Origin of the sequence: Phocaeicola sp. RTP21198st1_B8_RTP21198_201120 (assembly GCF_040929485.1) — a bacterium.
In the GTDB taxonomy this organism is placed as follows: domain Bacteria; phylum Bacteroidota; class Bacteroidia; order Bacteroidales; family Bacteroidaceae; genus Phocaeicola; species Phocaeicola dorei.
In genome coordinates this window covers 1-1,514 of the sequence record NZ_JBCOCI010000314.1, presented here as the reverse complement: position 1 = coordinate 1,514, position 1,514 = coordinate 1, and the positions used below count along the sequence as shown (strand labels likewise).

Genomic DNA, 1,514 nt, shown 5'->3' with positions numbered 1-1,514 from the left:
ATCACACTAGTCTATCAACTTTCCGCTTCAGTTTTTCAACCGATTACCGGAATTTTCTTTGATAAGCATCCCGTCGCGTGGTCATTGCCTATCGGAATGAGCTTTACACTGATTGGTTTGATAAACTTAGCATTCTCTGATAATCTATACTGGATATTAGCCTCCGTATTCTTAATCGGAATTGGCTCTTCCGTACTGCATCCGGAAGCCTCCCGTATCACGTTCCTTGCCTCCGGCGGAAAACGTGGACTGGCACAATCACTCTTTCAGGTAGGTGGTAACTTCGGAGGTTCATTAGGCCCTTTGCTGGTTGCTCTGTTGGTGGCTCCTTATGGCAGGCAACATCTCATCGTATTTGCATTTGTGGCTTTAGCTGCTATCGGAGTGATGTACCCAATTTGCAAATGGTATAAATCATATCTAAACCGGATGAAAGCACAGACTGTCAGTGTCAGAAAACCAGTTCATCTTCCTTTGCCTATGGATAAGACAGCCCTGTCAATCGCGATATTGCTGATTCTGATTTTCTCCAAATATATTTATATGGCAAGTCTCACCAGTTATTATACTTTCTACCTGATTCATAAATTCAATGTAAGTGTACAAGATTCGCAGCTATATTTATTTATTTTCCTGGTAGCTACTGCTATCGGAACATTAATTGGCGGACCTGTCGGTGACCGTATCGGTCGGAAGTATGTGATTTGGGCTTCTATTTTAGGAGCTGCCCCATTTAGCTTACTAATGCCACATGCCAATCTGCTGTGGACTATTATCCTTAGCTTCTGTGTGGGATTAATGCTTTCTTCCGCTTTTCCTGCCATATTGCTTTATGCACAGGAATTGCTTCCTACCAAGCTCAGATTAATATCAGGGTTATTCTTTGGATTTGCATTCGGGGTGGCTGGTGTAGCATCTGCTGTACTCGGTAATTTAGCGGATAAAACGAGTATTGAATATGTATATAATATCTGTGCTTATATGCCGCTGCTGGGATTAGTCACGTTCTTTTTGCCTAATTTAAAGAAGCAGAAAATATAAATAAAGCTCTTTATAAAAAAGAAAGAAAACGACCGGTATGCATCGTCACGACGTATACCGGTCTACAAGTTAAGGTCAAAGTCAAAAAATTAAGAGAGCTATTTATATGTTAGGGTTAGCGTTTATTTCTTTCTGGGGAATAGCATACAAATAATAGGTGCTATTTACTGTAAACGGTTTACCGTTCGGGAAGTTAAGGAACCAATGTCCCAGAGGATTTCGTTTTTCAAAGCTACCACCCTCCTGCCAGCAATCGACTTCAGTCTTCTGCATTTCATCAGATAAAGCAGTACGTACTACGGAACCCTGTGTACGAAGTACATCTGTAATACCGAATCCCTCTCCCCAAAGTTCGCGGCGACGTTCCATCAGAATCTCATTAAGAACATCTTCCTGTGATTTCCCTGTCACGTCATAATCTCCCACTCCACGGGCATTGCGCAACGTATTCAATTGAATGACAGCCTGATTCA

Annotated in this window: 2 protein-coding genes; one reads left to right on the top strand and one right to left on the bottom strand. The window is 41.8% G+C overall.

Translation table 11 applies throughout. From position 1 onward, the window contains the following. Positions 1 to 1,041, top strand: a 1,041-nt coding sequence (locus tag AB5935_RS25805; protein ID WP_368327851.1) for an MFS transporter, incomplete at its 5' end; no start/stop codon positions are given. A gap of 102 nt (positions 1,042 to 1,143) precedes the next feature. On the opposite strand, the gene AB5935_RS25800 is transcribed toward AB5935_RS25805, so the two are convergent. Continuing rightward, the coding region (locus tag AB5935_RS25800; RefSeq protein ID WP_368327850.1) for a RagB/SusD family nutrient uptake outer membrane protein at positions 1,144 to 1,514 on the bottom strand (371 nt) is incomplete at its 5' end.